Origin of the sequence: Cesiribacter sp. SM1 (assembly GCF_020178975.1) — a bacterium.
Classification (GTDB): Bacteria; Bacteroidota; Bacteroidia; order Cytophagales; family Cyclobacteriaceae; genus Cesiribacter.
Genome location: NZ_JAHXBU010000100.1, coordinates 1 through 6,303, shown reverse-complemented (window position 1 = coordinate 6,303; position 6,303 = coordinate 1). Strand labels below are relative to the sequence as shown.

9 protein-coding genes are annotated in these 6,303 nt (G+C 37.4%); 1 reads left to right on the top strand and 8 read right to left on the bottom strand.

The window, feature by feature from the left end; translation table 11 throughout:
- On the top strand, nt 1-263 hold a 263-nt coding region (locus KWJ01_RS27785; protein WP_225000421.1), incomplete at its 5' end, for a transposase.
- A gap of 64 nt (nt 264-327) precedes the next feature.
- Here the strand turns inward: KWJ01_RS27785 and KWJ01_RS27780 are convergent.
- The 8 genes from KWJ01_RS27780 to KWJ01_RS27745 all read right to left on the bottom strand — a co-directional run bounded on the left by KWJ01_RS27780 (nt 328) and on the right by KWJ01_RS27745 (nt 6,140).
- A complete protein-coding gene (locus KWJ01_RS27780; RefSeq protein WP_225000420.1) occupies nt 328-924 on the bottom strand; it encodes a hypothetical protein in 597 nt (198 codons plus the stop codon).
- A 151-nt stretch (nt 925-1,075) separates the two neighbouring features.
- Entirely contained in the window at nt 1,076-1,543 is a 468-nt protein-coding gene (locus tag KWJ01_RS27775; RefSeq protein ID WP_225000419.1) for a hypothetical protein, read from the bottom strand.
- A 178-nt stretch (nt 1,544-1,721) separates the two neighbouring features.
- Nucleotides 1,722-2,237, bottom strand: a complete 516-nt coding sequence (locus tag KWJ01_RS27770; RefSeq protein WP_225000418.1) for a hypothetical protein — start codon at nt 2,235-2,237, stop codon at nt 1,722-1,724.
- Between the two features lie 153 nt (nt 2,238-2,390).
- Nucleotides 2,391-3,140 (bottom strand): DUF4145 domain-containing protein, encoded by a 750-nt coding sequence (locus tag KWJ01_RS27765; RefSeq protein ID WP_225000417.1) that lies wholly within the window; start codon nt 3,138-3,140, stop codon nt 2,391-2,393.
- A gap of 58 nt (nt 3,141-3,198) precedes the next feature.
- Nucleotides 3,199-3,738 (bottom strand): hypothetical protein, encoded by a 540-nt coding sequence (locus tag KWJ01_RS27760; protein WP_225000416.1) that lies wholly within the window; start codon nt 3,736-3,738, stop codon nt 3,199-3,201.
- 146 nt (nt 3,739-3,884) lie between these two features.
- A complete protein-coding gene (locus tag KWJ01_RS27755; protein WP_225000415.1) occupies nt 3,885-4,514 on the bottom strand; it encodes a hypothetical protein in 630 nt (209 codons plus the stop codon).
- A 150-nt stretch (nt 4,515-4,664) separates the two neighbouring features.
- Complete coding sequence (locus tag KWJ01_RS27750; RefSeq protein WP_225000414.1) at nt 4,665-5,519, bottom strand: hypothetical protein; 855 nt, start codon at nt 5,517-5,519, stop codon at nt 4,665-4,667.
- A gap of 165 nt (nt 5,520-5,684) precedes the next feature.
- Nucleotides 5,685-6,140 (bottom strand): DMP19 family protein, encoded by a 456-nt coding sequence (locus KWJ01_RS27745; protein WP_225000413.1) that lies wholly within the window; start codon nt 6,138-6,140, stop codon nt 5,685-5,687.
- Nucleotides 6,141-6,303 lie beyond the last annotated feature (163 nt).

Sequence of the window (6,303 nt, the reverse complement as noted above, 5' to 3'; positions counted from 1 at the left end):
GATCTTCAACGGTAGAGCCTGTGTTTGGTACCCTGATCAACTACATGGGCCTGTCAAAACTCAACACCAGGGGCATCCTTTCAGCGGATAAAAAGATGCTCTGTGCCGCCTGTGCCTACAACCTCAAGAAATGGATCAACTTCTGCTTCCAAAGAAGAAAAACAGCCGCTCTGGTAGCCCCTGTAGCGGCTGTGCAGGCTGTTTTTTGGTTGTTTCTGGTGAAACCTGATCTGATTGGAAAGTTTAGAAGCAGCTGGTGTTAGAAAAATTAACGATCAGCCTACTTTTTCAGGGAGTTGTGCAACAGTTACTGTTGTTGGGGGCAGCTTAATTATTATTTATTTCATAAACCAAGTAGTAACCATGTGCTGTCACTCCCCAAGGTAAATTTGCCCATTTTAGTCCTAACTGCTTACCATGACTGATTGTCTTATCAAAAAGTTCTTGTAAACGAAGTACAACTAAGAATTGTGCTAGTTCAGAGACAGCTGACATTTGCTTGTCTTTATATCTTTTATTTTTTTGAAAGTCCTTAAATACTTCTTGTAAACGCTCCCACCCACTTACTACTAAATATTCTGGATCGGTAGATCCCCAAAATCCTTGACCAAGCCAATCTGAACTTTCATCTTGATAGTCCTCTAGTGTGTCATAGGCTGAGACATCAAAAAACCACTTATCCCAATTTATTGAAAATCCGTTCAATTCTGAATAGAATGCTTTTGCTTCTAACAGCTGTGGCTTATCACCAAAATTGATATCTATAAATCTGAATAATTCTTCCTTCAGGTGGAGTAAATCTCGATTCAGTATCCAATGAAAATCTGTGGAAGGATATTTCTTAAGCTCATCCTCACAATATTGTACAGCCTCAGTTAGCTTTTTTGATTGGATTAATGCTTTTACGTTGTTGTAATGCTCCATGCTTTTTTAGTTGCCCCCAACGTTTGGCTATTTGCAGTGGCTGGCTTTTGAAAACGTATTTGTCCACCGTGACCGAACGTAATAGTGAAGATAAAACTTCTTATCTACACGTCACCCAGCCATTGCAAATAGCTGCTGTTGGCGGCTGGCACTACCACAATTTCCATTTTTTCTTACCAGCATCTTTTTTCTTTTCGTCACCCTTTGGTCGTAAGTTGTTGTCTTCAGTCCCAAGAAATGCTGGATTACCAATTATTTCAAAGTCCATTGTTGAAGATTTTGGCTTGAATCGTTGTCCTACTATATAAATATTATTGTCCTGTTTGTCGTAAGCTTTTATAAGTACAGCGTCACTTTTTTCACCTCCAATTGTTAAGTATGTATCGGACGCCATAACTGCAATGTCTGGATCCTCATCATTTATTGTTTTCTCAAACATTTTTTGGGCATAATCTAGAGTGTCAGCTACAAAGGTTTTGAGCACCTTATTTTCGCCTTTTACTATTGATGAGAATGGTATCATTGGATCAACTCCGTCTTTCTTCAATGTCATTGAGTGGTCAAGAACAAATAGTAATTGATCCATAAGTTCTTTTCTTGCGTCTTTCAAATGTGCCATATGCCATACTTTGATTACTTTGTTCTGTGCTTGCCGCCAACGTTTAGTATAAAAAACGGGCAGCGGATTTAAAAGCAATAAAGTATCCCATGAAACCTAAGCCAGCTAAAAGCACTGACGTAACCGAACCACTGAACCCGCTGCTCTTTTTTATATAGTGTTATATGCGGTTTATATTTTATTCTATGTTTACCAAATGTCCGTTTTCAAAAAAAAGTCTTAAGCCGTGTTCACTTTCCCAATCAATATTTACAAAAACAGAAAATCTTAATTCAGGTCCTGAATCCTGAGTATAATATGCTTCGTAAAAGTTACATGTAGAGAAAACAGAATCCTTTGTCATACCATTAAAAAATATTCTATTTGCTTCTGTATTGCCATGCTTTTTAATTAATTCATCAGGAACTTGAGCATAACTTGTGGCTTCGATTACTATTTCAAATATCTTATAAATTTCGTCCTTTAATTTATCAATGAATTTTGACTTGTCTAATTCAAGGAAGTTATTTATACAATCTGTTACGTAATTAGTTACAATTTTATTTAAGTCTTGTTCTTGTTCGCCCGTCTGCCAGTTCAAGGTCGGAATATAGATCCTTTGTAACATTTCTTTGTCAAATGCTTTAGAATAAATACTGAAAGTCAAAATATTTTCTTCGTTCCGAGCAGTAGCTTTAATTTCTTCCTTTGTCATTTGTACGGCATTATTCAAAATCGCATATAACGTCCGTTGAATATAGCAGGCGACCTTCACCGGCCTTCGCTTTGCCCACGCAAAGGTAGGCAATAGCATTGTCAATGGCTGAGTGAGCTGGGGGAGCTTGCTTTATTCTGTTGTTGGTTGCAGTTATTTTTTATCTCTCTCTTCAATCTTTTGCCTTACTCCTTCGGGAACATGTTTCTCATAGTACTCTCTGATCCTTTTAGGTTGCGTAATAAGTACATCTGCGATGATATTAACAAAGCCAAATAATGCATAAGCAGTATCTGAATTATCGTCAAAATCAATAACTCCAGGATGTACGGCATTATTCCCAACAACTCTGACACTATCAAGAGCTTGCTGCATTGTCTGTGGAAGACCTTTTTTAACTAATGAAGCTATATCTTCATTTATATTTTTCCCTTTTTCACCTAAGTGGATGCAAAGCTTTTGAATTGCAAGTCGTAGTAAAGCAGCTGCACCTCTGGGTGAAACATTGACAATGTTTTTAGCCTCGTTGTAATCTTTCTTTATCTCTTCAGGCAAGTCCTCATTAGCGACTTCAATATTACCTGTCAGAGGATAGACAACTTTCTCATCGATCCAAATAGACACCTGTTCACAGTGTTTACATTTAGCTATGCCTGTTTTACTTAAGCTGTAACTAGTTGGACCTAAATGCCCATTTGGCAATCTGCCTTGGTAATGACAATTTATACTTGTAGACCAAGTCTGTTCTGCCAAAACTCCACAATGGGAACAATGAAAAGATTTCTTCGTGTATTCTGGAGCTATATGCTTCATGCTATTTTTTATTGCAACCAACGTCCATTGAATAAAGCAGATGCCCTTCACTGTCGTTTGATGAATGTACGCAAAAATTGCTGCCTGCATTGTCAATGGCTGAATGCTGTTGGGGCATTTGCTTTATTCTGTTGTTGGGAGCAGCTTATTATTTATAAATTTCGTAAAGCACCACAATCATAATTACCGTACAGAAGTATCCTATGAGTATTTTGATTGCGGGAGTTAGATATTTTAATTCTAAATCTCCTCTATAGAAAGACAACTGAGCTAATGCATTCTCTATATCCGAATAATTTTGAAACTCCTGTTCAGTGAATTGATACTGCTGACCTGATTTTAATTCTATCAGTATTCCATTGAAAGTACCTGTTCTATTAATGAATGGTCTTGTTTGATATCCAATAATATCTTGTCTAGTCAGCGTCTCTTCATAGATCCCCATATAGGTGATTTTTAATTTACCAGAAATCGTGTCTACCGTTACGCTTTTGAGAGAATCTACCATAGAGTGTATAAGAGGAACCGCCACCAGAGTCAGCATCATAGCTTTGCCAAAGTTTGCGCTTTCATCTCCATTAGTGAACGCTAAAATCTGGCTTAGAGCAAAGATAAGCATTGCTATACCTAATGTCAGCAGCAAGAATCTAACTATCAATAACTTTGATTTATGCCTTGACTGTATCATGCGATTATGTTGCTCCCAACGTCCATTGAATAAAGCAGGCGACCTTCACCAGCCTTTGCTGATCGTACGCAAAGGTAGACAATAGCATTGTCAATGGCTGAATGCGCTGTGGGAGCTTGCTTTATTCTGTTGTTACCATGCGTTTTTTATTTTATTTCTTCTATCGGCAAGTGCAATATTTCTCCGTCTTCATGGATGTTACCGCTTTCAAACTGCTCTTTTGTGAATGGTTTTAGTTTTCGAGCTGGCTTCAAATATTCACCATTTGGTTTTATATCTAACAGCTCCTTGTTTTTCTTAGAACGAATGATTTCAAAGTCAGTATTGGGAAACTTCTTTGAGTACTGAAGCTCATCAAGATACTGCCCCTGAAGGTAAAGCGTCCTTCTATCATCTATTTTCAAATAAAAGCCAGAGCCTAAATCTTCATATTCTTTTCTTTTAAGCACGTAGTCAGTCCTGACTTTGATTACCTCTGCTTCACCTGTTCTAATGTCCTGTTCTATTTGTCGGTTATGAGTTAATTCACCCATTCTGTTCATGAAATAGATAGTCAGTCCGACAGCAGCCATTGCAAGAACAATAACAATTGGTAGTTCTACATCCGGGGGGACTTCAGCGACAAAACCTTCATAGAGTAGCAACGGAGCAACAAACAGAAAAGTAAAGCCTACTAGCTTCATTCCAAAATTTTCGAAATGCTTCCAGGCTGAAAACTTATAGCTCTTTAAAAGCTTTACTTCGTCTGCATTATATGGTCTGTATGAGATTTCCATTGTTTTAATGCATGGTAACGTCCATTGAATAAAGCAGGCGACCTTCACCGGCCTTTACTATACGTTCGCAAAGCTAACTGCCTGCATTGTCAATGGCTGAACGAACTGAGGGAGCTTGCTTTATTCTGTTGTTATGTGTAGTGTTTTTTTTTAATTTTCTAATATCTGATGAATGTAAGCTAAGAGCCAGATAGTTATTCCTGTCTTAACTTTTAAGCTCCTTACCTGATTTTCAGTTATGCCAATCTCCGGATTATGAATGTTGCATAAGACAGTATAACATTCACATATATAATCTATCTCTTTTTTTGTGAACTCTTCAAGCATTCCAAAGCGAATCTTTGAGGTAAAGTATTCTATTTTCTTTGCTCTTTTAATTCTTACCTTTTCTAATGGCTCCTTACGTAAATGATAATTCTTAAATTCTTTTTTGAACATTTCAGAATCTTTTAATTCTGAATTTGGCGCTAATTTATGGTCAATCAGATATTCTAATATTGTTCGTAAGGAAATCAGACAGTGCCTTATTTTATCAGGATTAGATTCAGAATCAAGGGCATAATTAGCACCTAGCCAGATAGAATCTAATTTTAGCTTTTCTAGATAAGGAAGCAAATTCTGGTTTAAAATATCCTCCTTAGCTTTTATATCATCAACTGTTAAATCATGGGTCAAGGTTTCCTTTAGTTCTTCTGCTGATTTAAGGTTCAGGACTTCTAAATCTGTAATAAAGCCAAACTGCAACTCTGGATGGTTCTTTAATGATTGAGCAGTTTCGGAAATTTTATTAATTGCATCTAAAAGTTCTGAATTAATCAAAGGCTTAAACTCTGGCAGGCTTAATTTTGGAAATTCAAACTTTGGGATTTCGAATGATGGTAGTCGAGATTTGAAGCTGTTTTGAAATTCAATCATCTCTTTTAAGTAATCCGGAATAAGATTCATTTGATTTGCTACTTTAGTAAAATCTGTCAGCGCTGAATTCAATCCGGTTTGTTTTTCCATGACTTCGCTAGTTCATCTTTATTGCATTACACATAACGTCCATTGAATAAAGCAGGCGACCCTCACCGGCCTTTGCTGAGCGTACGCAAAGGTAGACAATAGCATTGTCAATGGCTGAATGAGCTGGGGGAGCTTGCTTTATTCTGTTGTTGTAAGTAGTTTATTTTATTTATTATTCGACCTGAGGAATTCAATCAACAGCCTGAGCACATCATCTTCATATTTATAGAATTCATCATCAAGCGAATTCCATGCATCCTCTATTTCTTCCGTCAAGTCCAGCATTACAGTCCTACGTACTAATGTGTCCTTAGGAATTGGTAATACTGGGAACAGTTTTATTGCCCTTTCAATGATGTCAGCAGTTTTATGAGCACCAATTGCTTCGTAAGCATCAAGTACTTCATGGGCATACTCTCCAGTTGAGTTAAAGAAGAATTGGTGAAATCCGCCATTATTAACTTGTCTGTCCAGGTAGTCAATGTAGACAAACACCTTTTCAGGAGCAGATAAGTTATTCAAATCTGCCTCTGCACCCATTTTTCCATTGACAAACTGGCTAATCCCTAAAATGATTTTACTATCATCTTGCAAGTCTAATATTTCGTCGATTTTGCTCACTGGATTAGTTTGCTTAAAGGGCTGTTCAATTACTTACAACGGTCGTTAAATAAAGCAGGCGCCCTTCACTGGCGATTCATAGAATACGCAAAGAAAGCTGCCTGCATTGTCAATGGCAACCTGGCTGGCGGGGCGATTGCTTTATTTTGTTGTTGGCCTTAGG

Coding starts and splice junctions, on each gene's coding strand:
- KWJ01_RS27760 (WP_225000416.1), bottom strand. CDS start 3,738: ATGATACAGTCAAGGCATAAATCAAAGTTATTGATAGTTAGATTCTTG.
- KWJ01_RS27765 (WP_225000417.1), bottom strand. CDS start 3,140: ATGCAGGCAGCAATTTTTGCGTACATTCATCAAACGACAGTGAAGGGC.
- KWJ01_RS27770 (WP_225000418.1), bottom strand. CDS start 2,237: ATGACAAAGGAAGAAATTAAAGCTACTGCTCGGAACGAAGAAAATATT.
- KWJ01_RS27780 (WP_225000420.1), bottom strand. CDS start 924: ATGGAGCATTACAACAACGTAAAAGCATTAATCCAATCAAAAAAGCTA.
- KWJ01_RS27775 (WP_225000419.1), bottom strand. CDS start 1,543: ATGGCACATTTGAAAGACGCAAGAAAAGAACTTATGGATCAATTACTA.
- KWJ01_RS27755 (WP_225000415.1), bottom strand. CDS start 4,514: ATGGAAATCTCATACAGACCATATAATGCAGACGAAGTAAAGCTTTTA.
- KWJ01_RS27750 (WP_225000414.1), bottom strand. CDS start 5,519: ATGGAAAAACAAACCGGATTGAATTCAGCGCTGACAGATTTTACTAAA.